The organism is Nocardioides salarius (assembly GCF_016907435.1).
GTDB lineage: Bacteria > Actinomycetota > Actinomycetes > Propionibacteriales > Nocardioidaceae > Nocardioides > Nocardioides salarius.
Window position 1 is genome coordinate 3,500,721 of the sequence record NZ_JAFBBZ010000001.1, and the last position, 21,764, is coordinate 3,522,484.

19 protein-coding genes and 1 other annotated feature are annotated in these 21,764 nt (G+C 69.2%); of the genes, 12 read left to right on the forward strand and 7 right to left on the reverse strand.

The genetic code is table 11. The annotated features are described in order from the left end of the window. Positions 1–70 precede the first annotated feature (70 nt). A complete protein-coding gene (gene ccsA, locus JOE61_RS16785) occupies positions 71–979 on the reverse strand; it encodes a cytochrome c biogenesis protein CcsA (protein WP_307823070.1) in 909 nt (302 codons plus the stop codon). Further along, positions 976–2,460, reverse strand: coding sequence for a cytochrome c biogenesis protein ResB (gene resB / locus JOE61_RS16790; protein ID WP_193671078.1), 1,485 nt, complete (start codon positions 2,458–2,460; stop codon positions 976–978). The genes ccsA and resB overlap by 4 nt, the downstream gene beginning before the upstream one ends. 169 nt (positions 2,461–2,629) lie before the next feature. On the opposite strand from resB, the gene lnt (JOE61_RS16795) reads away from it, so the two are divergent. Further along, positions 2,630–4,165: an apolipoprotein N-acyltransferase gene (gene lnt, locus JOE61_RS16795; protein ID WP_193671079.1), complete on the forward strand. Its 1,536-nt coding sequence runs from the start codon at positions 2,630–2,632 to the stop codon at positions 4,163–4,165. A 22-nt stretch (positions 4,166–4,187) separates the two neighbouring features. Here the strand turns inward: lnt (JOE61_RS16795) and JOE61_RS16800 are convergent, their stop codons facing one another. Next, entirely contained in the window at positions 4,188–5,270 is a 1,083-nt protein-coding gene (locus JOE61_RS16800) for a M23 family metallopeptidase (RefSeq protein WP_204797270.1), read from the reverse strand. A gap of 364 nt (positions 5,271–5,634) precedes the next feature. Here JOE61_RS16800 and JOE61_RS16805 point away from each other — a divergent pair, with 364 nt between their 5' ends. From JOE61_RS16805 to JOE61_RS22605, 4 genes are all read left to right on the forward strand, one after another. Further along, complete coding sequence (locus tag JOE61_RS16805; RefSeq protein WP_193671080.1) at positions 5,635–6,141, forward strand: flagellar basal body-associated FliL family protein; 507 nt, start codon at positions 5,635–5,637, stop codon at positions 6,139–6,141. Between the two features lie 112 nt (positions 6,142–6,253). Beyond that, positions 6,254–6,610 carry an ArsR/SmtB family transcription factor gene (locus JOE61_RS16810; RefSeq protein WP_193671081.1) on the forward strand — a complete coding sequence of 119 codons (357 nt, stop codon included), beginning with the start codon at positions 6,254–6,256 and terminating at the stop codon, positions 6,608–6,610. 170 nt (positions 6,611–6,780) lie between these two features. Continuing rightward, entirely contained in the window at positions 6,781–8,700 is a 1,920-nt protein-coding gene (locus JOE61_RS16815; RefSeq protein WP_307823161.1) for a heavy metal translocating P-type ATPase, read from the forward strand. A gap of 281 nt (positions 8,701–8,981) precedes the next feature. Beyond that, positions 8,982–9,173, forward strand: coding sequence for a methyltransferase family protein (locus JOE61_RS22605; protein WP_307823071.1), 192 nt, complete (start codon positions 8,982–8,984; stop codon positions 9,171–9,173). A 971-nt stretch (positions 9,174–10,144) separates the two neighbouring features. Here the strand turns inward: JOE61_RS22605 and JOE61_RS16825 are convergent. Continuing rightward, the gene (locus JOE61_RS16825; protein ID WP_193671083.1) at positions 10,145–10,318 is read right to left on the reverse strand and encodes a thioredoxin domain-containing protein; all 174 of its coding nucleotides are present in this window, start codon (positions 10,316–10,318) and stop codon (positions 10,145–10,147) included. A gap of 720 nt (positions 10,319–11,038) precedes the next feature. Here JOE61_RS16825 and JOE61_RS16835 point away from each other — a divergent pair. From JOE61_RS16835 to JOE61_RS16850, 4 genes are all read left to right on the forward strand, one after another. Next, the gene (locus tag JOE61_RS16835) at positions 11,039–11,410 is read left to right on the forward strand and encodes an ArsR/SmtB family transcription factor (protein ID WP_193671084.1); all 372 of its coding nucleotides are present in this window, start codon (positions 11,039–11,041) and stop codon (positions 11,408–11,410) included. Further along, positions 11,410–12,315 (forward strand): cation diffusion facilitator family transporter, encoded by a 906-nt coding sequence (locus tag JOE61_RS16840; RefSeq protein ID WP_193671085.1) that lies wholly within the window; start codon positions 11,410–11,412, stop codon positions 12,313–12,315. The genes JOE61_RS16835 and JOE61_RS16840 overlap by 1 nt, the downstream gene beginning before the upstream one ends. Before the next feature lie 182 nt (positions 12,316–12,497). Then, positions 12,498–13,814: a cytochrome ubiquinol oxidase subunit I gene (locus JOE61_RS16845; protein ID WP_193671086.1), complete on the forward strand. Its 1,317-nt coding sequence runs from the start codon at positions 12,498–12,500 to the stop codon at positions 13,812–13,814. Continuing rightward, entirely contained in the window at positions 13,811–14,812 is a 1,002-nt protein-coding gene (locus tag JOE61_RS16850; RefSeq protein WP_193671087.1) for a cytochrome d ubiquinol oxidase subunit II, read from the forward strand. The genes JOE61_RS16845 and JOE61_RS16850 overlap by 4 nt, the downstream gene beginning before the upstream one ends. Before the next feature lie 36 nt (positions 14,813–14,848). On the opposite strand, the gene JOE61_RS16855 is transcribed toward JOE61_RS16850, so the two are convergent. The 3 genes from JOE61_RS16855 to JOE61_RS16865 form a co-directional block, all read right to left on the reverse strand. Next, positions 14,849–16,113 (reverse strand): IS3 family transposase gene (locus tag JOE61_RS16855; RefSeq protein WP_204797272.1). Its coding sequence is split into 2 segments (ribosomal slippage): positions 14,849–15,834 and positions 15,834–16,113, totalling 1,266 coding nucleotides; the frame shifts between segments, so codons are not numbered across the junction. Next, positions 15,692–15,835: a sequence feature (AL1L pseudoknot), on the reverse strand. (Overlaps the previous gene by 144 nt.) Positions 16,114–16,118: 5 nt before the next feature. Next, positions 16,119–17,048, reverse strand: a complete 930-nt coding sequence (locus tag JOE61_RS16860; RefSeq protein WP_193671171.1) for a HoxN/HupN/NixA family nickel/cobalt transporter — start codon at positions 17,046–17,048, stop codon at positions 16,119–16,121. A 194-nt stretch (positions 17,049–17,242) separates the two neighbouring features. Then, positions 17,243–18,355 carry a hypothetical protein gene (locus tag JOE61_RS16865; protein WP_193671172.1) on the reverse strand — a complete coding sequence of 371 codons (1,113 nt, stop codon included), beginning with the start codon at positions 18,353–18,355 and terminating at the stop codon, positions 17,243–17,245. Between the two features lie 102 nt (positions 18,356–18,457). Between JOE61_RS16865 and JOE61_RS16870 the strand changes: the two genes are divergently transcribed. The 3 genes from JOE61_RS16870 to lnt (JOE61_RS16880) all read left to right on the forward strand — a co-directional run bounded on the left by JOE61_RS16870 (position 18,458) and on the right by lnt (JOE61_RS16880) (position 21,598). Then, entirely contained in the window at positions 18,458–19,210 is a 753-nt protein-coding gene (locus JOE61_RS16870) for a GNAT family N-acetyltransferase (RefSeq protein WP_204797273.1), read from the forward strand. Positions 19,211–19,457: 247 nt separating this feature from the next. Next, complete coding sequence (locus JOE61_RS16875; protein WP_193671173.1) at positions 19,458–20,006, forward strand: M15 family metallopeptidase; 549 nt, start codon at positions 19,458–19,460, stop codon at positions 20,004–20,006. After that, on the forward strand, positions 20,003–21,598 hold the full coding sequence (lnt, locus tag JOE61_RS16880; protein ID WP_227492411.1) for an apolipoprotein N-acyltransferase: 1,596 nt from the start codon (positions 20,003–20,005) through the stop codon (positions 21,596–21,598). Before JOE61_RS16875 ends, lnt (JOE61_RS16880) begins: the two co-directional genes overlap by 4 nt. The last annotated feature ends 166 nt before the right edge of the window (positions 21,599–21,764 follow it).

Consider the following 21,764-nt stretch of genomic DNA (forward strand, 5'->3'; position numbering starts at 1 on the left):
AGGGTCGCCACTAGTGTGAACAGGCCGATGATGATGGTAGAGACGGTGTCGTCGTTCATGTCCAGGCTCCTCACACGCCCGCGTAGGAGTGAAGTCCGGGGATCCAGAGGTTGACTCCGAAGAAGTTGAAGGCGAATGCGAGGAAGCCCGCGACAGCCAGCAGCCCTGCCCCACGTCGCCAACCAGCGGCCGACAAAGCGTGCAGATGAGCGGCGTAGAGAACCCAGGTGATGAAGGCCCACGTCTCTTTCGGGTCCCAACCCCAGTAGCGCCCCCACGCGTTCTCGGCCCAGACGGCCCCGGCGATCACCGCGAACGTCCATATCGGGAACGCGACCAGGTGCACGGTGTGCGCCAGAGCGGCGTAGGGATCGTCCCCGGCCGCCGAGCGACGGCGCAGCAGGTGCGCCAGTGTCGCGATCGCTCCGACGGTGAAGAGGGCGCCGGCTGTAATGGCTGCGGCGACGTGGACCACCAGCCACCATGAGTTGAGGACCGGAACCAGGTCGTCGACCGGCGTGTAGAAGCTGGTGACCGATACGCCCAGCAGCACGAGCACCAAACCTGCCACCCATGCCGCCAGGCCTACGACCTGCCGCCCCCGGAGCAGGGAGAGGAACACCAGGGCCACGGCTGCCGACCCGGTCAGTCCGAACTCGTACATGTTCCCCCAGGGCACCCGACCGGCCGCGACGCCGCGCAGCACGACGGCCAGGCCCGTGGCTAGAGCCCCCAGGCTCAGAAGCACGGTGCCGACCCGCGCTGCGGGAGCGTCAACCGGCGTGGGCACCCAGCCCCCGGCGTGCTGTGTCGCCGTCGACCGCCCGGGGCCAACGGTCGTGCTCACCGCGTTTGCCGCAGTCGGGGACCTCCGTGACGTGGCGGTGTTGACGGCGAACGCCACGAGGGCCATGCCCAGCAGGATCATCGCCGCCACCACGGACCTGTCGGACAGTGCTGCAAGCTCTGCGGTGGTCACGAGCGGATCTCCCTCGACGGTCGGGTGTCGGTGCAAGGCATGGAGCGGAGGATCTGCGCGAGCGTCGCCAGCTCGGAGAGCGGAGCCTCGCGTCGAGACAGGGTGCGCGCAGCGACCTCGATGTTGCCGTCGTCATCGGCTCTGACCCACACCCGGCGACGAGACACCCCGAGGGAGACGGTCAGCCCCAGCAGCAGCACGATGGCGGCCACCAGGGAGATCTCCTTGCCTGGGTCCCGTGCGACCTGGAAATTCGCGAAGCGTGAGAGCCCGTCGAACGTCACCGACCCCAGTCCGTCAGGCAGAGTGGCCGTCTGGCCAGGAGCGAGCGAAACCCTCCACTTCTCCCCGTCCGGAGCACTCACCTCCTCCAGGTCATCGAGATCCAGTGCGAACACGGACTGAGGAGTGCCGTCGTCCAGACCCAAGTCACCGGTGAAAGCGGTGAGCTGCAGCCTCGGGTTGACGTCGTCGGGGAAGACCGAGACGGTGACTCCGCCCTCCCCCCGGGCCGCGGTCGGCAGCAGCAGTCCTTGCAGTGCGACCGATCTGGGTTGCGCGTCCGGCGCCTTCACGACGCCGTCGGAGGTGAACGCCTGGTCCATGGGCAGGAAGATGAACGGTCCGGACGTCGCCACGTCGCCGTTGCCGTCGCGCACGGTCACCTCCGGCGCATAGCCGTGCCCGGTCAAGAAGAACTTGGTGCCGTTGATGTCTAGAGGACGGTTCGGCTCGACCGTGAAGGTCCCCGATCCCTCGGCCTGGCTGCGGTACGACACGTTGCCCGCAAAGCCTCGTGGCTCGCCGCGTCGCACTCCACTGGTCTCGAACTCGGCAGTGAAGCTCTCCAAGGTGAGCTGCATCGGCTCCAGCTCGGCGAGGTCGGCCAGTGGCGCCGGCGTGATCGCGTCGTAGGCGGACGTCACGTTGGCGAAGCTAGCGCCCTCGACGACCGCGACCCGTCCCTCGTACCCGAAGAGTCGTCCCCCGGCGACACCCACGAGCAGCAAGAGCAGGGACAAGTGAAAGAGCAGGTTGCCAACCTCCCGGACGTGCCCCTTCTCTGCCCTGACCTCTCCATCGGTGCGCACCACGCGAAAGCCGCGGCGGGCCAGGTGCCTGGCGGCCGTCTCCAGGGCTGCGTCCGCGTCGGCGCTGCGCACCCTCTGATATCCGGCCTCCCGTGCCAGACGACGAGGGCCCGGCGGCGGGGCAGCGCGGAACTCTTGCCACAGACGAGCACACCTCGGCAGGACGCATCCGGTCATGGAGACCAGCAAGAGGATGTAGATGGCCGCGAACCAGGGTGCGCTGTAGACGTTGAACAGTGAGAACCTGTCCAGCCACGTGGCCAAGTCCGGATGCTCCCGGTAGAAGAACGCGACAGCGGAGGGATCGCTGGCCACGCCGCGTTGCGGCAGCAGTGACCCGGGGACAGCGGACAACGCGAGCAGGACGAGCAGGACGACGGCGGTGCGCATGGCCGTCAGTCGTCTCCACACCCAGCGGCACCAGCCCAAGAGACTTGAGCTCGAGGTCGTGGTGGGCCGGCGTGAGGGCTCCGTGTCGTCCACGGTCGTGCCAGCGGGTCCAGGGTTGCTCATCGCCAACATACTATCTGCCCTAGTAATTAGTCGTCGAGGAGGTCCGATGAGGCAGGCCCGCATCAGGGGATGGGGGTGCGCGACCGTGGGTGGCGCATTGACGGCCTTCGCCTTCGCGCCGTGGTCGTTGGCCTGGCTGGCGCCGGTGGGGATTGCTGCTCTCGTCCTCGCCGTGCAGAGGCAGGGTCCCGTCGGCGGTGGCCTAGCAGGAGGGGCGTACGGCGTTGTCTTCTTCGGGATGACTCTGTGGTGGCTCAGCGAGTCCATCGCCGTTGCCGCTTGGTCTGCGATCGTCCTCACTCAGGCGGTCTGGCTGGTCGCGACGGGCGTCGCGATGACCCTCGTGCGGGACCTCCCGGCCTGGCCGATCTGGACTGCGCTGGTGTGGACCACGGTGGAGACGGCACGCTCGCTCGTGCCATGGGGAGGTGTCCCGTGGGGCCGGTTGGGCTACACCGCGGTCGACGCGCCTTGGTCGGGTGTCCTCGCCGTCGGAGGTGTTGCTGGTGCCGGCACTCTCGTGGTGCTGATGGGTGCCGCCGCGGCGAATCTCGTCATGGCCGTGGCTCGTCGTCGCAATGGCCGGGGCCTCACCCGACCAATGGTCGCGACCACCGCCGGCGTGGGCGTGATGGTGTGGGTTGTCCTCGATGCCGCTGCCGTGGGGGGCCGACTGGGTGTACAGGAGCAGGGACGTGCACGCGTCGCCGTCGTCCAAGGTGGCGTGCCGGGAGACGGGACGCAGGTGGCCGTCAACCATCGCCAGGTCACCCTGAACCAGCTGAAGCAGACCCGAGACGTACTGGCCTCGCCTGGCCCCTCGAGTGCGGCTCCAGACTTCGTCCTGTGGCCGGAGAACGCCACCGCTGTCGACCCTTCCGTCGACCCAACGGCCGGGGCGCTGCTTGACACGGCTGTGAGGGAAGCGGGGGCGCCTGTCCTGGTCGGCGCGATCGTGGACGGCCCCTCGCCCTCGCTTGCCCTCAATCAGGCGATCGTGTGGACGGCGCGGGGTCCGGGGGCCCGCTACACCAAACAGCACTTGGTTCCCTTCGGGGAGTACGTCCCCTTCAGAGCGATCGCGGAACAGGTCTCGAGTCGCGTTGCCGCCATCCAGCGGGACATGGTCGAGGGGGGCGACGCGGCTCCGCTACAGGTGGCAGGCCGGCGCATTGCCGCGGCGCTGTGCTTCGACATCGCGTACGACGACGTGCTGCGCGAGCAGGTCGACCAGGGGGCCGACTTGGTCACCGTCCAAACCAGCAACGCCATGTTCCTGCGGACTGCGCAGCTCGAGCAGCAGTGGGACGTCACGCGGGCTCGTGCTGTCGAGGTGGGACGAGGAGTCGTCGTGGCCTCGCTCAACGGGATCTCGGGTGCTATCGGTCCGGATGGACGCGTGATCGAGCGGCTTCCGTCGCGCGAGTCGCGGGGTAGCCTCGTCGAGGTGCCCACGACCAGCGGAGTAACCCCGGCAGTGCGGCTGGGGCCGTGGCCCGGTCGGGCGGCCGGGCTGCTCGCCGTTGTTGCCGTGGGAGTGGCTCTCGGGAGACGACGTAGCCCGATGCAAGAGAAGAGTTGATTTCTCTCTCACGGACCCGCTCTCAGGGCGTGATGCCGCGGGCGATCATGGCCGCTCGCGGGTCCACCGGGTCGCCGCCACCGGGGCGGACCTCGAGGTGGAGGTGGGGGCCGGTGACGTTTCCGGTGGAGCCCACGGTGCCGATGGCCTCACCCGCGGTCACGCTCTCACCGGTCGTGACGGAGATCGAGGTCTGGTGCGCGTACCAGATCTCGGTGCCGTCCTCGAGCGTGAGCACGGTCTTGTTGCCGTAGGCGCCGTCGTACCCGGCGGAGGTGACGGTGGCGTTGGCAATCGCGACCAGGGGAGTGCCGGGAGGCGCGGCAAGGTCGAGGCCGGTGTGGTAGGTCGCCCAGAGGCCGGTCTCGCCGAACTGGGCGGTCAGCCGGTAGCCGGCCAGCGGGAGCTGCCACAGGTTCTGCTCCAGGACCTTGGCGTGCTTCTCCGCGGCGGCCGCGAGGTTGGAGAGCTCGGCGTTGCGCTGCTTGGCCTGCTGCTCCACCTGGGCGGCGAGCTTGCCGTCGTCGGCGCCCTCGAGGGCGTCGCGGGAGGAGTCGCGCGAGACCACGGCGTCGCGGCCCAGGATCACGCTTTCCTGGCCCAGCGAGCCGGTCAGGGCGCTGGCGGGGGACACCTTGGCCGAGGCTGGGGCCGCGGGCTCGGGGACGGGCGTGCCGGAGGTAGTGAGCACCCCGCCGACCGAGACGGCCAGGGCGGCGACGCCGAGCAGCGCGGGCACCGAGGGCACCCGGCGCAGGACCGAGGAGCGCGTCGAGGTCCTCACGGCCCGGCGACGGCCCGCGGGGGCGGGGGAGGCGATCGCGGCCGCGCTCAGCGAGGACAGCGGCAGCGACATGGTCTGGTCGGTGGCGAACGACGTCGTCTGGTCGACCGGCTCGAGGTCGGCCAGCACCCGCTCGATGGTGCCGGTGTCGATCGTCTTGGTGCTCGCGCGGCGGCGGCCGACGTACGGCGCTGCCGGGGCGACCTCGGTGGAACCGGTCGGCACGGCACGGCGGCGGCCGACGTACGGCTGCTCGGCGCTCAGCAGGGTCCCGGAGTCGCCGCGACCGTGGTCGTGGCTGCCTTTTCGGTGGTGACCCATGCGTGGAGGCTCCGCGGTGTCGGCGACGTCGGACGGGCGCCCGAAGGGGTGATCAGGCGCAACGGTCCGAGACCGTAGCGGACGCGTCGCAATGCCCAAAACCTGAGGCAAAGTGAGGTTCGCGGCCATCACGCCGACGCCGACGGACAAGAGCGTGGTGAGGAAGGCCAGCCCTTCGGCGACGTAGGGCGTCCTGGGCAGACGGAAACGACCGGCATCGGTGTCCCGCTTGTGGTTAGTGGCCACAGCGCTGATCCCTCGCTGTTGCTGACGGGGGCGACGCCGAGGTTGATGGCCGTCGACGCCCGAGAAGTCACCGAGTGAAGCACTGACGGACAGAGGCGTCAACTATGCGAGGTAGTAGATGCCGCAGATCCGGCGGCTGGTGGCCGAGGCTGAGGGAGACGAATTCTCAAGGAAGCCATCAGCTGGAAGTAGGAGAGACATGGTCGACTCACCAGAGGCCGCAACAGAAGGGCGGAAGGGGGCCCTGCGCAAGAAACTGATCGTTGCGCTGCTGCTCGTCGCCGTTGTCGGGGGAGCGGCGTACTGGTTCTTGCTCAGGCCGACGCCGGTACTGGCCCCCGAGCCAGGCGAAGTGGTGGCCCTGGAACCGATCCAGGTCAACTTGGCCGACGGTCCCTACCTGCGAGTGGCGATCGCTCTCCAGGCCACTTTGGACGTAGAGGAGGAGGTCGACGGGAGCCGCGCCTTCGACGCTGCTATCGAGGTCTTCTCGAGACTACCCGTCGACGAGGTCGTCGAAACCAAGTCCAGAGACATCCTCAAGTCAGAACTCAAAGAGGTGATCCTGGAGCTCAACGAGGGCGAGCTCATGGACATCTACTCAACCGAGTTCGTCACGCAGTAGCGCAGGCGCGGCGTGTGCAACAGTCGTCCCGCGCAAGAGAAGGCTTCACCGTCTGAGAGCCCGCGCGGTTAACAAGTCAGCGCTTGCTGACTTGTCATGCTATGGTCAGCGTGTGCTGACCATTGCTTCCCGGGTTGGGGTGATGACTCGCCTGGGGCGAGCCATGGCCGACCCGACGCGTGCCCGGATCCTGATGAAGCTCGTGGAGGAACCCGGGTACCCGGCGCTGTTGGCGCAGGAGTTGGACCTGAGGAGGACCAATGTGTCCAATCACCTCGCCTGCCTGCTGGGCTGTGGACTCGTGGTTGCTGAGCCGAAGGGCAGGCGCACCAGCTACCGCATCGCTGATCCCCACCTCGGGGAGGCAATCTCACTGCTGCTCGACGTGGTGGTCGCCGTCGACGACGGTTCAGGGTGCCTGGGCGAGACCTGCCCACTCGGCTGCTGCGGCGCGGAGGTTCAGCGGTGAGCCGCGAGTGCTGCGGCCCGGACGAGCCGACTCCGTCCGCCGACGGACGGCCAACACTTGCGATGCCGGGCGGGCCGCCCGTGAGCGCAGGTGGCGCGGATCTCCCGCCTGGCCATGACCCGGCCGACGACTGTTGCGGGCCGCGGGCGGTCTCCGCGGACGAGCCGCTCATCTACGAGGAGCTCACGCCGTGGTGGCGCGACGGCGCGCTGCTGCTCCCCGCCCTCTCCGGCGTGCTGCTCGCTGCCAGCCTGGTGATCGGCCGCCTCGACGCCGAACGTGTGCAGTTGATCCTCGAGTTGGGGTCCTTGGCGGCCGGGGCGTGGACCTTCGTGCCGGGTGCCTTGCGCCGGCTGCGGCGCGGCCGCCTCGGAGTCGGTCTGCTGATGACGATCGCCGCCGCCGGTGCCGTGGCGTTGGGAAGCTTCGCGGAGGCCGCGGCGCTGGCCTTCCTCTTCTCCATCGCCGAGGCGCTCGAGGAGCGCGCCATGGACAAGGCCCAGCACGGCCTCCGCGCGCTGCTCGCCCTGATCCCCGACACTGCCCGCGTCGAGCGTCGCGGCCACGAGGACCTGGTGAGGGCGGCCGACCTCGAGATCGGCGACGTCCTCATCGTCGGCGCGGGCGAGCGCGTGTCCACCGATGGTGTCGTAGAGGAGGGCGCATCCAGCCTGGACACCGCCGCCATCACGGGGGAGGCGATCCCGGTCGCGGTTGGGCCTCGGGACGAGGTGTCTGCCGGATCCGTCAACGGCTCCGGCACGCTCCGGATCCGCGCCACCGCCGCCGGTACGGACAACTCGCTGACGCAGATCGTGCGGCTGGTCGAGCAGGCCCACGCCCGGAAGGGCGACCGGGCGCGCCTGGCCGACCGCATCGCCCGCCCGCTGGTCCCGGGTGTGCTTCTCCTGTCGGCAAGCGTTGCGCTTCTCGGTCTGCTGACCGATGCCCCGGGCATGTGGTTGGAGCGGGCGCTTGTCGTGCTCGTGGCGGCGTCGCCGTGCGCCATGGCTATCGCGGTGCCGGTCACCGTGATCTCGGCGATCGGTTCGGCGAGCAGGCTCGGTGTGGTCATCAAGTCCGGACAGGCCTTCGAGCAGCTGGGGACCGTGACCACGGTGGCGCTGGACAAGACGGGCACCCTGACCCGCAACCGGCCCGAGGTCGTCGCCGTGGCCGCGGCGGAGGGCTTCTCGTGTGACCAGGTGCTTGGCTGCGCCGCAGCGCTCGAGGCGACCAGCACCCACCCGCTCGCCGAGGCGATCCGTGCTGCCAGCAGCGCAGCGGTGCGGGCGACCGGCGTCGAGGAGCACGCGGGGCATGGGGTGGTCGGCACCGTTGGCGGCCGGGTCGTGCGGGTGGGCAGTCCCCGCTGGGTCGCACCGGGAGTGCTTCAGGGAGACGTGGACGGCATGGCTGCGCAGGGGATGAGCATCGTCGTGGTGGGGGTGGAGGAGCAGGTGGCGGGTGTGATCGGCGTCCGTGACGAGCTGCGACCGGAGGCCGCGGAGGCGGTCTCCATGCTGCGGGAGCGCGGCATCGAGGTGCTCATGCTCACCGGCGACAACCAGCGGACCGCTGAGGCCCTCGCGCATGAGGCCGGCATCGCGGACGTGCGGGCCGAGCAGCTTCCTGCGGACAAGGCCGACGAAGTGGCCTCACGCGCAAGCCGTAAGCCGATCGCGATGATCGGCGACGGCATCAACGACGCACCCGCACTGGCCGCTGCCACTGTGGGTATCGCGATGGGGGTGACCGGCTCCGCGGCGGCGGTCGAATCGGCAGACGTGGCGTTCACCGGTCACGACCTGCGACAGCTCCCGCTCGCCCTGGACCACGCCCGCCGCGGACGCCGGATCATGACCGGCAACATCGGCCTCGCCGTCGTGATCATCGTCGTCCTGGTGCCGCTGGCGCTGGTGGGAACCCTTGGGCTGGCGGAGGTCGTGTTGGTCCACGAGCTGGCGGAGGTGCTCGTCATCCTCAACGGCCTGCGCGCAGCTCGGGTACAACGCGACGAGTCTCTGACCCACCCGACGATGCCCACACCCGGAGTCCCGCAACCCGCGGCGACCAGTGGCCCACGGTGATGAGACGAGCTGACGCCGGAGCGGCGGTGCCCCCGCTGGGGTTGTGCCTGGCGGCAGCCCTGGCGCAACGCCTCCTCGCACGACCTGCTTCGCGCAGGGGGCGCAGGCCGCGACGCCCGTTTGCGGCGGCCACCACCGCCGCGTCTGTAGGAGTCCTCGTCGCACCTGTGTTGCGGTTTCGCGCCCGGCGCACGACCGTCGACCCGCGACCCGGCGCTGCACCCTCCGCACTGGTCACCGACGGGCTGAACAGTCACACCCGCAACCCGATGTACGTCGGGATGGCTGGCCTCCTGGTCGCGCACGCGCTGTGGTGGGGACGAGCTCGCACCGTCGTTCCTCTGGTGGGGTTCGTCGCCTGGATGGACCGGGTCCAGATCCCGGACGAGGAGGCCGCATTGCGATCGCGGTTCGGCGCCGACTTCGAGGCCTATGCGTCGCGGGTGCCACGGTGGCTGGTCACACTCTGGTAGCCCGCTCGCGGCGGGTACGCCAGCAGGCCGCGAGCACGCTCCCGACACCGAGGGCGTAGGCGGTGCTGGCCGGCAACGCCCCCAGCCGGACGGCGAGCGTGGGGCCCTCTCGACGTACACGGAGACGACCGTGGCCCCGGACCGCGCCGCGGGAAGCCGAGCGATCGCACCGCCGTCGGGCGCGATCGCCCCGGAGATCCCGTTCATCGATGAGACGACGACCGAGCGGCCCAGCTCGACGGCGCGGGCTCGGGTGAGCATCCACCGCTGCTGCTGGGCGGTTCCCAGGAACATGGCGTTGCTGGTCTGGACGACGCCAACTGGGCGCCCTGGGCCACCTGCTCGCGCAGGACGTCGTCGTAGGCGACGTCGAAGCACAGGGCCGTGGCCAGCATCAGGTCGTCGACCAGGAGCGCCGAGGGCGCAGTGCCGGGCATGATGTCCCGCCCGATGTCGCCACGCGGGTGGAGATTCGCTCCGCGAGCGGGCGCAGTGGCAGGTATTCCCCGAACGGCACGAGGTGCTGCTTGGTGTAACGACCTGCGGGGCCTTCGTTGGTCCACACGACGGCTTGGTTGAGCGCGGTCGAGGTCGTCGGACCATCGACAATCGAGCCAGCCAGCACGGGGGCGCCGGAGACCTCCACCGCGGTCAGAAGCGCGTCCCGCGCGGTGGTGTCCGCGGCGGGGTCCGCAGCCGTGGCGTTCTAGGGCCACACGACCAGGTCCGGGACCGGACCGGCGGACCCCCAAGTGCGAGCCAGCCGCTGGGTCTCGAGGACCAGTGCTTGGGGACCTTCCGGTGAGGCGCGGCGACGTCGGTGCCATCACCGGGCACCTCTGCCTGGACGACGGCGATGGTAACGGACCTCGGCCGAGAGGCAGCAGCCCCGGCGCGCTTCTCCGGGAGCCAGGCCACCGAGGCCAGCAGGCCCACCCCACCGACCACGCACGAGATCAAGACAGGGCGAGTCAGGACCAGGACGGGACGTTGCGCACGGACGGCTTTCCGCACCACGAACCCCACACGTTGATTACCGCCGGTCGACCGCGCAGGTCGTCGCTGTCGAGCTGAGTCCCGTCCAGCAGCGACGCGGTGAAGCGCGTTAGCGGGCGCCGGTCCTCCGGCTCGTACTGCTGCACCACGTCAGCGCCGTCGAAGCTCCTACTGGTGGAGCTTGGGGTGGACGTGCCCGACTGAGACATCGAAGTCCAGCACGCCACTGCGGCGAGAGTAAGGCCGATGGAGGCCAGACAGACCGCTAACCTCCAGACCGGCCTCACAACGGGGCCTGCCAACCGGCAGCAGACCGCCCCCGCGGGTGATCCACAGGGAGCGGTGCCGCACCCGGGCGAACACGCTCACCGCGCGCGTCAGCGAGACGGCGGCGAGCAGGAAGGGCAGCCCGAGACCCGGGGCATAGGCGAGGGACAGGATGGCTCCCCCTCGGCGGTGGCCGACGTCGTGGACAGCGTCAGCACAGCGGTCAGGGCGGGGCCGATGCACGGCGTCCAGCCGACCGCGAATACCGCACCCAGCAGCGGCGCGCCGGCCAGGCTGAGCCGCGGGGTCAGCCGCGGCCGCACCGACGTCGCTGGATCCTTCCTCGCCGAGGATGCGGCTGTCCGTGCGAACCACGGCGCTCTCTTGGGCGCGCGTCTCCATCGCTGCTGCACCGCCGTCGTCGCGGGTTTGACCCACGAGCAGCAGGGTCGCTAGCGCCGCCACGACGATGGCGCCGGCCCCGATGGTTGCCTTGGTCCGCTTCGCACTGGTCTCCGCCTCTCACTGGTCTACTATGCGCGATAGCAGCAATCGGGTGGACAGGCTAAAGACTGGGGACGGGGGCCCTCTAGCATCGCAACATGACGATGATGTCGACCCTGAGCGATGCCACTGGGCGAGCCGCGGGACAGTCGGGCGCGGAGGCGTCAGCCGCCCTGTTCCGCGCCCTCGGCGATCCGTCGCGGCTGGCGATCCTGGCTCACCTCCACCTCGGGCCCCATCGGGTGGTCGACCTTGTGGAGCACCTCGGCCTCGCGCAGTCCACCGTCTCCAAGCATCTGGTCTGCCTGCGCGACTGCGGGTTGGTGCAGTCTCGACCTCGGGGGCGTGCGTCCGTGTTCTCGCTGACCCCCGGGGTTGCGGTGCGAGAGGTGCTGGCGGCGGCGGAGCGGGTCCTCGCGGCCACCGGCGGGGCCGTCACGGACTGCCCGACGGTCGGGGGTGACCTCTGATGGGCGCCGGTCACGGGCAGGGGCACGGGCATGCGGGCGGTCGTCATCGGTGGCGCCTTGCTCTGGCCGTCGGTCTGGTCGCGAGCTTCTTCACGGTCGAGCTGGTCGTCGGACTTCTTGGTGGCTCGCTGGCGCTGATCTCGGACGCAGGCCACATGGCGGCGGACGTGGTCGCCCTGGGTGCGGCGCTGGTGGCGACCAAGATCGCCACTCTGCCCGATGCGTCGGGACGTCGTACCTACGGCTCCTATCGCGCCGAGGTGTTCGCGTCCGGTCTGACCGTCCTGATCATGCTCGGGGTTGCCGTCTACGTCGTGGTGGAGGCGATCACCCGCATCGGCGAGACCATCGAGCCGGCCTTCGGTCCGATGATGATCGTCGGCGCCATCGGCCTGGCGATCAACCTTGTCTGCCTCGTGCTGCTCCGGGGCGGCGCCCAGGAGTCGATCAACGTCAAGGGCGCCTACCTCGAAGTCATGGCTGACGCGGCCGGCAGTGTGGGCGTCCTTGTGGCCGGCGTGCTAGTCGGCCTCACTGGCGACGGTCTGTGGGACACCTTGGTTGCCATGGCGATCGGCGTGTTTGTCGCCGTTCGTGCCGTGATCCTCGGACGCGAGGTCTTGGCCGTCCTCGGCCAGCACGCGCCCGACGATGTCGACCTCGCTGCCGTCGTGCGCGACCTCGAGGCCCTGCCGGGTGTGGCCGAGATCCACGACCTCCACGCCTGGACGCTCACCTCGGGCATGAACGTCGCCACGGCTCACCTCGTGGTGAAGGACGGCGCCGACACCCAGACCGTGCTGAGCGGCGCCCAGACGGCTCTGCGGGACGGTCACGGCATCGAGCACGCGACCCTCCAGGTCGAGGTCGACCCCGCCCGCGAGTGTCACGAAGCGACCTGGTGACCTTCCCAAACGCGCAGCCAGGGCCTGTTCGAAGGCATTCGTGAAATCATTCACAAAGTCTGGCGCAGCAAGCGCAGGTCCGTAGCGTTGGTGACGTGGTGACTCCGGAGATTGTCCTCGATGCCGTCGTGCAAGCCACCGCGGGAGCCGAACCAGCGGGCCTGCTTCCGGCCCGTCAGCAGATGGCGTTGTCACTGGGGTGGCACATCGTGCTGGCGTGCTTCGGCGTCGCGTTCCCGGCGATGATCTTCGTGATGCACCTGCGGGGGATCCGACGCCAGGATCCGGTCGCGCTCACCCTCGCCCAGAGGTGGGCGAAGGTGTCGGCGGTCCTGTTCGCGATCGGTGCGGTCTCGGGCACGGTCCTCAGCTTCGAGATGGGTGTCCTGTGGCCGGGCCTGATGGGCAGGTACGGCGACGTGCTCGGCCTGCCCTTCGCCTTCGAGGGGCTGGCCTTCTTCCTCGAGGCGATCTTCTTGGGCATCTACCTCTACGGCTGGGGTCGCATGCCACCCAAGCGACACGTCCTGATGGTGCTCCCGATGGCCGTCACCGGCATCGTCGGGGCTTACTGCGTCGTCGCCGTCAATGCCTGGATGAACGTGCCTACCGGCTTCCGCATGGTCGGCGGTGACGTTACCGACGTCCAGCCGTGGACGGTGCTGTTCAACCAGCATGCGTTCCTGCAGTTCGCCCACATGTGGGTCGGCGCCTACATGGTGGCCGGGTTCACCATCGCGGGTGTCTACGCCGTCGGGATGTTGCGTGGGCGTCGCGACAGCCACCACCGGCTGGGATTCATGGTCCCGTTCGTGTTCGCCTCCGTCGCCGCGCTCACCCAGCCGTTCGTCGGGCACGTGCTCGGCGCCGGCCTCGACGACCGGCAGCCCGCGAAGCTGGCGGCGTTCGAGCTCGCGGAGACCACCGAGAGCCCCTCGCCGCTGCGGCTCGGCGGCGTCCTGGTCGACGGAGAGGTCGTCGGTGCGATCGACATCCCGGTCCTGGGCTCGCTGATCGCGATGAACTCGCTCGACGAGCCGGTACCCGGCCTCGACACCATTCCCGAGGAGGACCGGCCGCCGGTCAACATCACCCATCTCGCCTTCCAGACCATGGTCGGGATCGGCACGCTGCTCGCCGCCGGTGTCGCCTGGTTCTGGATCCAGCGGCGGCGCGGGCGGGACCTCTTGACGAAGAAGTGGTTCCTGCGGGCCGCAGCCGTCGCCGGGCCGCTGGCCGTGATCGCGCTCGAGGCCGGGTGGGTGGCCACCGAGGTGGGCCGACAGCCGTGGATCGTGTACGGCGTGATGCGCACACCCGAGGCGGTCGGCGACTACAACTCGACGCTCTGGTTGCTGCTCGGCATCTCGACGGTCATCTACGCCGCGATGACGATCGGTGCCGTTGTGGTCCTGAGGTCGATGGCGCGCCGGTGGCGCGAGGGCGACACCGACTTGCCCAGCCCGTACGCCCCGGAGACCCGGGAGGCGGGTCGATGAGCCTCGAGGTCGCGGTCGCCGCCGCGATGTTCGCCGGCGTCATCGCCTACGCCGTGCTGGGCGGCGCCGACTTCGGGTCTGGCTTCTTCGACCTGACGGCCGGCGACAGCCAGCGCGGTGCCGAGCTGCGGACCCTGGTGGACCACAGCATCGGACCGGTGTGGGAGGCCAACCACGTGTGGTTGATCTACGTACTGGTCATCTGGTGGACCGGATTCCCGGAGTCGTTCGCAGCGGCCATGTCAACGCTGGTCCTACCGCTGCTGCTCGCACTACTGGGCATCGTGTTGCGCGGGGCGAGCTTCGCGTTTCGCAAGTACTCCGCCACGCTCGGTCAGGCGCGGTTGTTCGGCGTGGTCTTCGCTGTGTCCTCGATCATCACGCCGTTCTTCCTGGGCACCGTCGCCGGCGCCATCGCCTCCGGACGGGTGCCCGCGGACGGGACAGGTGATCGCTGGTCGTCGTGGCTCAACCCGACGTCGCTGTTCGGCGGAGTGATCGCGGTCGGCACCTGTGCGTTCCTCGCCGGCGTCTTCCTTGCCGCTGATGCCCACCGCAGCCGTCGGAACCGCCTCACCGAGGACCTGCGGTCACGGGCGCTCGCCGTCGGCCTGGCGACAGGGGCAGTCGTGTTCGCCGCGCTGGTGCCGATCCTCGAGGACGCCCCGGTCCTGGGGGAGGGGCTGAGGGGCCGCGCCGCTCCCCTCGTGGTGCTCTCAGCGGTCTCCGGCGTCGCGACGCTGGCGCTGCTGTGGCGCCGGCACTACTCGAAGGCTCGCTGGCCGGCCGTGGTCGCCGTCGCCGCCGTGGTCTCGGGGTGGGGCGTGGGCCAGTACCCCTGGCTGCTCGTCGACGAGGTGACCATCAGCGAGGCAGCCGGCGCCCCGGCGACGCTCCAAGGGCTACTCGTCGCGGTAGGCCTCGCGGTGGTCCTGGTCCTCCCGCCGTTGATCTACCTGCTGCGGCTCACCCAGAGCGATGAATGGGCGAGACCATAGACGACAAGGCGTGCGGGTGGGTGTCGCGTGCCGGGTTCAGTGGAGGCTCTGAAGTGACGCGTCGACGGTAGTCGGCGCGGGGTTGTGCCGGTAGTGCTCTTCCTCGAACTCGACGGGTGGGACGAGTCCGATCTCGCCGTGCAGGCGTCGGTGGTTGAACCAGTCGATGTACTCAGCGACGGCGATCTCGAGGTCGTCGATGTTCTTCCAGGGGCCCTTGTTGCGGATCAGCTCGGCCTTGAACAGCGAGTTGAACGCCTCGGCCAGGGCGTTGTCATACGAGTCGCCCGTCGACCCGACGGATGCGACGGCGCCGGCCTCGGCCAGGCGCTGGGTGTAGCGAACCGCGAGGTATTGAACGCCCTTATCGCTGTGGGCTATGACGCCGGTGGTGTCCTGGCCGGCGTGCTCGCGGGTCCACAGCCCCATCTCGAGAGCGTCCAGCGCCAGGTCGGTGCGCAGGCTCTTCGACAGCTGCCAGCCCACCACTCGGCGGGAGTAGACGTCGATGACGAACGCGGCGTAGACCCAGCCGGCGAAGGTGCGGCAGTAGGTGATGTCCGCGACCCAGACACGATTCGGTGCAGGTGCCTTGAAGTCGCGGTCCAGCAGGTCCGGGCGGGCATCCGGGCCGGTGCCGGGGATCGTGGTGCGCGGCCCTTTGGCTCTGCTGATCCCGCGCAGCCCCTCGGCGCGCATCAGCCGGTGCACGGTGCACCTGGCGATACGGTGACCGCGCCGGTTGAGCTCGGCGTGCATCTTGCGGACCCCGTAGACGCCGTAGTTGTCGGTGTGGACCTGCCGGATCACCTCCAGGCGCTGCGCGTCGGCGACAGCGCGTGCCGAGGGCGGCCGGGACTTCGCGGCGTAGTAGGTGCTCGGGGCGATCTGCATCCCTGCCTTGCGTAGGACGGTGCAGATCGGCTCGACCCCGAACCTCGCCCGGTGCTGGTCGATGTACTCGACCAGCACCGCCGTGGTCACTTCAGCTTGCGGTCGAGCTCCGCCGCGGCGAAAAAAGCCGAGGCCGTCCGCAAGATCTCGTTGGCCCGCCGTAGCTCCTTGACCTCACGCTCGAGCTCGGCGATGCGCTGCGCCTCGGTGCTGCTGACGCCGGGACGGTGGCCCTCGTCGACCTCGGCCTGGGAGACCCAGTTGCGCAACGTCTCGGGATTGATCCCCAGCTGATCGCCGACCCGCTTCAGTGCGCCGGTCCTGGTCGCCGGGTCACGCCGCAGATCGACCGCCATCCTGATTGCCCGCTCCCGAAGCTCCTCGGGATACTTCCTCGGTGCTGCCATGACTCTCATCCTTCCGTGGAATGAGAGCCTCCATCAGACCCGGCACGCGACACGATCACGCCGATCGAGAGCGCCACGAGCACCGAGAAGGCTGTGACCGTGATGTTGTAGAACAGCTTGCGCGCCGGTTTGAGGAACGCCCATTGGTAGGCGTGCGCCATGAACAGGCCGTCGATGGTGTCGAACAGCGTCATCCCGGCCGCGAACAGCACCGGCAGCACGAGGATCGCGTACCACGGCAGCGCGTATGCGGCCGTGCCGCCGGCCAGGACCAGCAACGCGACCTGGGTCGTGGTGTCGAAGCCGAGTCCCATGAGCAGACCGACGGGGTAGAGGTGCCACGGTTTGCTCACCTTCTGCGTGGTGCGTTTGAAGATGCGGGCTAGGAAGCCGCGGTTGTGGAGGTGGTGTTCGAGCGCGTCCTCGTCGAAGGTCCCGGCTCGCAGATGCCGGGCAGCGTGCACGAGGCCGATCAGTGCGCTCAGATTCATCAGCCCGATCACGATGAGGAACATGCCCGCAGCAAGCGTCCCGACCACGCCGAAGGAGTGCTGCAGTGCGGAGTCCTGGTCCCGGACCGGACCCGCCAGTGCCCGCACGCCCAACGCGAGGAGCGCCGACAGGGCGAAGACGACACTCGAATGTCCCAGCGCGAACCAGAAGCCGGTGCCGACCGTCGGCCTTCCCTCGCCTACCAGCTTTCGGGTCGCGTTGTCGATGATCGCGATGTGGTCGGCGTCGAACGCGTGCCGGGCACCGAGCAGGAACGCCGTGACCCCGACGCCGATCCCAAACCCACCGGCGTCGCCGAGCTGAAACTCGCGCGGCGCGACGACAGCGAGCAACACGCCCCAGCCAAGGACATTGAGCAGCGCCACCACGGCCGCGATGCCTGCCAAGGTACGACCGGCGCTTCTTGAGCCCACCACACTCATGTCCGGTACCTTATTGCAAACCGTTTGCGATAGTGCCTGACGCTCTGGGTGGATGTGAGCAGCGCGCGCTCGCGGTCCTGCTGATGGGGCTGGAGGGCATCCCGCATTGCTCAAGTCACGGATGCGAGCAGCGGCACCGTCCTGCGGCCTCGCGCTGGAGGTGCCTGAGGGGTGGCGGCGCGCTGCTGGCGAGCTCAGCCTTGGCCATCGGCCACGCGAACAGGCCCCTGGAGTCGGGCTGCGGCATCGTTGACGGGCGGCGGGAGTGCGGATACCGCGAGTCCGCCCAGGGCCGCGGCCGCGAGCCCGGAGAGGATCACCGCCCCGGACCAGAGCTCGACAGGCCAGGCGAGTCCGACCCCGACGGCCAGTGACGCCATGTGCGCCGTCCAGGTCGGGACGATCGCTGCAGCAGCCAGCACGGGAACTCGCAATCTTCTCGGTAGGCGGCGGTTCTCGAGCCAGTCGAGCGCGAACTCGCCCACGATCGCTCCCAGAGTGGCCCCGGCGGCCCCGAAGACGGCGGCTCGATCGAAATCGACAACGGCGGCAGCGAGCCACGAGGTGAGCGCCACCAGCATGGTGAGCAGGCCGCGTGGCGCGCGCCCGCGCTGCCAGGTCCACACCAGCGGCATCACCAGGAGCGCGGTCGTGATGAGGAATCCACCCAATCCCGCGGTGGCAGGCAACTCAGACGCCGTGTGCTCGGGGTGCCCCTCCGGGAGCGCCCGGACCGCGATCGTGGGGGCGTGGGCGGTGAACTCGGAGACGTAAAGCAGGAAGAAGGACACCAGTGCCGTGACAAGAGCCAGGGCTCCCATCGCCACCGGCGAGGCGATGTCGCCGGCTCCCCAGCGCGAGCGAACAGCGCTCGTGAGGATCAGTAGACCGCCCGTGAACAGCACGAGGTGGGACGGGCTGAGCAGGGCGTCGATCCCCGCCTCGACTCCGAAAGCCAGGTGCCACGCCATGTCGGCGAGACCGCCTGCCGCGAAGACGCCGATACCAACGACGCCCCATCCATACCCGGCCGGCACGCGCCGGTACCAGCGCCGTCCCCCGCCGCGCCCGAGCCAGGCGAACCAGGTGCCGGCCAGAAGAAGGCCGAAGTACAGGACTCCGTGCCACAGCGTGAAGAAGCCCTCCAGCTCCGGAACGTTGTGGTGGGCCCAGCCGTCGCTGAACAGGCCACCGATCAGCCACAACCCGATCGCCACTGTGACCGCGTCCTGCCTGCGGCTGGCTCGACTTTCGACGGCTACGCGGCCGGCAGACTGGGCCCGGGTGCTACGCGGCGTACTGGCCATGGGCTCCTCCTCCGGATTTCACAATATACCCCAAGGGGGTAATCTTCACGTCCAGGCCGGCCCCTCTGTCGTCGTCACGAAGGGCGCAGGGATGCTACGCCGGTGTTCGGTGTGCCGCTGCTACTATGGCGCATAGTAACGCCACCAAGCATCGGAGATATGTTGTCGGAAAACGGCCCTGTCGTAGCGCTCAGACGGCTGCGACCAGAGGATCTGCCGTTCGTCGTCGACCAGCACCTCCAGCACTTCCCGGACGGGTTCTTCGCTCGGCTCGGCCGCGCGTTTCTGACCGAGTATTACCTCTCCTACTGCACCGATCACTCCAGCTGCGCGGTCGTTGCCACCGACGGGGCAGAGCCGATCGGCTACCTCGCCGGAACCTCGGACCTGGTCGGTCATCGGCGGCATGTCATCAGCGCTCACGGGCGCGCGTTGACCAAGCGGGCTGTGCTGGCTCTCATCCGCAATCCGACCCTCGCGGTCAGCTTCGCCCGGACCCGCGGCATGCGATACCTGAAGAAGCTTGTCTTCCGTCGTGGTCGAGCGCCCGCGGCGTCGGGGCCCGCCCGTCGGAGTGCGGTCCTTCACCATGTGGTTGTCGTGGCCGAGTACCGGGGGCGGGGAGTCGGCGCGGCCCTCATCGCGGCGTTCGAGGACGACGCCCGCCACGCGGGTTGCCACGAGCTCACGCTGGTCACCCAAACGGGCGGGCCAGCTACCGACTACTACCGACGGTCCGGCTGGACGGCAGTCGGTGAGCATCGCACTCCGGACGGCGCACCCCTCAGCACGTTCACGAAGGCGGTGACCAGCCGCGAGGCCGGACCGCAGGACCGCCGCTTTGTCGCCGAGTAAACGCAGGCGTGCCCGCATCGTTGGACGGACCCGGATCGGCGCGGTCGTTGGCCTCCTGCTCCTGGCGGCGTGCACCGCACCTAGGACCGATCGCCCTGGAGGCGACGCCCCGGATGGGGAGCCAACGAGTCCTGCGTCCAGCCCGCCCACCAGCAGCCCGCCCACCAGCAGCCCGCCCACCAGCAGCCCGCCCGAGCCGGCTGCGGCCGCGGAGATCCGGCCAGTGTCGAGGCGCCAGTGGAACCGCATGAAGCGAGTCGGGGTGTGGAGGCCTGGATGCCCTCTGGCGCGCACCGACCTCCGCCGGGTCGAGGTCAACCACTACACCTTCGACGGAACCGTCGAGCGCGGGGCCCTGGTGGTCAACCGGGACGTCGCACCGGCCATTGCCGTGATCTTCACAGAGCTGTTCGACAAGAAGTTTCCGATTCGGAAGATGCGACCGGTCGAGGCCTACGGCGGTGACGTGAACGCCAGCCTGCGCGACGACAACACCTCGGCCTACAACTGCCGCCGGCCAGACCAGATCAATGCACCGCCGCAGTTCTCCCCGCACGCGAACGGTCGCGCCATCGACATCAATCCCCGGGAGAACCCCTGGATGGATCTTCGCTGCCAGTGCTGGGTCCCCACCCCGGAGACCCGGGCGCGCGTCCCCGGCCCCGGTGTCATCGTCAAGGGTGGACTGGTCTGGCGGCTCTTCCGCGAACGGGGCTGGATCTGGCAGAACATCAAGGTTCCCGACTACATGCACTTCGACACCGGCTACCCCTCACGGCCCTACACGCCCTCATGACTCTCACACGGCCCCTGCCACAACAGGAACTCCGAGACAGCCGCCCGCGCCGACGCGGCTCGCGAGGACGAACGGCAGCAGCGCTCCTCAGCGTGATCGCGGGAGGCGCCCTGTCTCTGGCCTTCGACCCGGTCGGGGCGAGTCTCCTAGGTCCTGTTTCCATCGCCGCCTTCACAGTCGCTGTGTGCCTGTTCGCGGACACCGCTCGCGGCGGCGCCGTCCTCGGCTACCTGTTCGGCTTCGCCTTCCTCGCCGCGCACGTGTGGTGGCTCAAGGACTCCATCGGCCCGGGCGCGTGGGCGGCGGTCACCTTCGTCGAATCGCTGTGGTTCGCGGCAATGGGAGCGCTGATTCCTCTGCTGCGCCGCCTGCCGGCCTGGCCGGTGCTCGTGGCTGTCATGTGGTCGTCGGTCGAGGTGGTCCGACAGATGTGGCCCTTCGGCGGCTTCCCGTGGGGCCAGGTCGGGTTCACCACGGTCGATACGCCGGTGTCGGCTGCACTGCCGTACGTCGGCGTTACCGGCGCGGGATTCATCATCGCGCTGCTCGCGACCGCAGTGGCCTATGGCGTTGTCGCGGGTCGTTGTAACCCCCGCCGGGCGGTGCTCTACCTTGCCGCTCCGCTTGCCATGACAGTCGTCCCTCAACTGGTCCCGGTGGACGTCGCCCGGACCGGGTCGGTCACGGTGGCCGTGGTGCAAGGCGATGTGCCCGGCAGCGGCGACGACGTGGCGGGAAACCACCGGCAGATCACCCGTGACCATGCCCGGGCCACCGTCGACCTGGCACGCCAGGTCGAGTCCGGCACGGCACCGCGACCCGACCTGGTGGTCTGGCCGGAGAACTCGACGGCTGTCGACCCGATCCGCGACCTGGAGGCGAACACGGAGATCTCGATGGCGGCCACCGCCATCCAGACTCCGCTGCTCGTCGGCGGGATCGTCGACGGCCCGCGCCCCGGCACCGCACTCAACCAAGGCATCCTGTGGACCGAGTCGGGGCCGGACGGTCAGGCCTACACCAAGCAGCACCCTGTGCCCTTCGGGGAGTTCATTCCCTTCCGCTCCCTTCTCGACGGGCTGTCACCCAGGCTCGCCGAGATTCCGCGCGACATGCTGCCGGGCGCGGAAGCGGAACCCCTCGACATCGACACTGAAGAGGGCATCGTCCGGATAGCCGATGCGATCTGCTTCGACGTGGCCTATGCCGACCCCATCGCACAGCAAGTCAGGTCGGGTGCGGAGCTGGTCGTCGTACAGACCAGCAACGCGATGTTCACCGGGACCAGCCAACGCGAGCAACAGTTCACGATGTCTCGAGCTCGCGCCCTGGAGACCGGCCGCACGGTGATCGTGGCCTCCCTGAACGGGATCAGCGGCATCATCACCGCTGACGGTGAGGTGCTGGCTCGCTTGGAGGAGCGCACGACCGACACCATGCTGGAGGAGGTGGCGACCAGCAGAGCCGCAACTCCCGCCCTTCGGCTCATGCCGGTCATCGATGCTTCGCTGCTCGGTGTCGCGGCGATCGGGGCCATCTGGGCTCTGATCGCAAGTTCCATGGGTCGGCTCCGTGCGAGACCGGATCGCTGACGTGGATGCCGAGGTCGCGCGGGGTCGTCGGAGCCATCCATACCCCGGCCCCGTATCATGCTCGTGAGCGATAGACCCGCGGCCCAGACCAGGAGAGTGGTCCCTGGCGAGTGCCGGTCTGAGAAGGGGTGAGGCCGTGCCTGAGGAGCCTGCCCACCCGTCGTGG

Excerpts from the sequence above, each read along its gene's own strand:
- JOE61_RS16875 (WP_193671173.1), top strand. The coding sequence starts at position 19,458 with ATGAAGCGAGTCGGGGTGTGGAGGCCTGGATGCCCTCTGGCGCGCACC.
- JOE61_RS16835 (WP_193671084.1), top strand. The coding sequence starts at position 11,039 with ATGACGATGATGTCGACCCTGAGCGATGCCACTGGGCGAGCCGCGGGA.
- lnt (WP_193671079.1), top strand. The coding sequence starts at position 2,630 with ATGAGGCAGGCCCGCATCAGGGGATGGGGGTGCGCGACCGTGGGTGGC.
- resB (WP_193671078.1), bottom strand. The coding sequence starts at position 2,460 with ATGCGCACCGCCGTCGTCCTGCTCGTCCTGCTCGCGTTGTCCGCTGTC.
- JOE61_RS16860 (WP_193671171.1), bottom strand. The coding sequence starts at position 17,048 with ATGAGTGTGGTGGGCTCAAGAAGCGCCGGTCGTACCTTGGCAGGCATC.
- JOE61_RS16865 (WP_193671172.1), bottom strand. The coding sequence starts at position 18,355 with ATGGCCAGTACGCCGCGTAGCACCCGGGCCCAGTCTGCCGGCCGCGTA.
- JOE61_RS16850 (WP_193671087.1), top strand. The coding sequence starts at position 13,811 with ATGAGCCTCGAGGTCGCGGTCGCCGCCGCGATGTTCGCCGGCGTCATC.
- JOE61_RS16845 (WP_193671086.1), top strand. The coding sequence starts at position 12,498 with ATGGCGTTGTCACTGGGGTGGCACATCGTGCTGGCGTGCTTCGGCGTC.
- JOE61_RS16800 (WP_204797270.1), bottom strand. The coding sequence starts at position 5,270 with ATGGGTCACCACCGAAAAGGCAGCCACGACCACGGTCGCGGCGACTCC.
- lnt (WP_227492411.1), top strand. The coding sequence starts at position 20,003 with ATGACTCTCACACGGCCCCTGCCACAACAGGAACTCCGAGACAGCCGC.
- JOE61_RS16840 (WP_193671085.1), top strand. The coding sequence starts at position 11,410 with ATGGGCGCCGGTCACGGGCAGGGGCACGGGCATGCGGGCGGTCGTCAT.
- JOE61_RS16805 (WP_193671080.1), top strand. The coding sequence starts at position 5,635 with ATGCCGCAGATCCGGCGGCTGGTGGCCGAGGCTGAGGGAGACGAATTC.
- JOE61_RS22605 (WP_307823071.1), top strand. The coding sequence starts at position 8,982 with ATGGCTGGCCTCCTGGTCGCGCACGCGCTGTGGTGGGGACGAGCTCGC.